Source organism: Vogesella mureinivorans (genome assembly GCF_007644035.1).
Lineage (GTDB): Bacteria > Pseudomonadota > Gammaproteobacteria > Burkholderiales > Chromobacteriaceae > Vogesella > Vogesella mureinivorans.
Map to the genome: position 1 here is coordinate 1 of NZ_VMTV02000145.1, position 289 is coordinate 289.

Genomic DNA, 289 nt, shown 5'->3' on the forward strand with positions numbered 1-289 from the left:
GTTCGCCCTGGCCGCGCATCGGCGGCGTGTCTTCGGCGTCGCCTGCCGCCAGCAGCAGGTGCGTGCCGGACAGCAGCACCACGTGCAGGGTTGGCTTGCGCGCGTCGTCCTTGGCGCTCAGGTGTCCCGGCTTGCGCAGGCCGGCGCGCAGGGCGTTGCCAAAGCTGCGCGCCAGGCCCGCCAGATCGCGGCCGACATCGGCATCGGGGTGCTCCATGCTGAGCTGACCGAACACCTGGCCGCTGCCGGCCATCGCTTCCAGCACCGGGCTCAGCCGGTCCTTGGGGTC

1 protein-coding gene is annotated in these 289 nt (G+C 72.7%); it reads right to left on the reverse strand.

Annotated elements, in window-relative coordinates:
- On the reverse strand, positions 1-289 hold a 289-nt coding region (locus tag FLQ44_RS23530; protein ID WP_206208666.1), incomplete at both ends, for a P-loop NTPase family protein.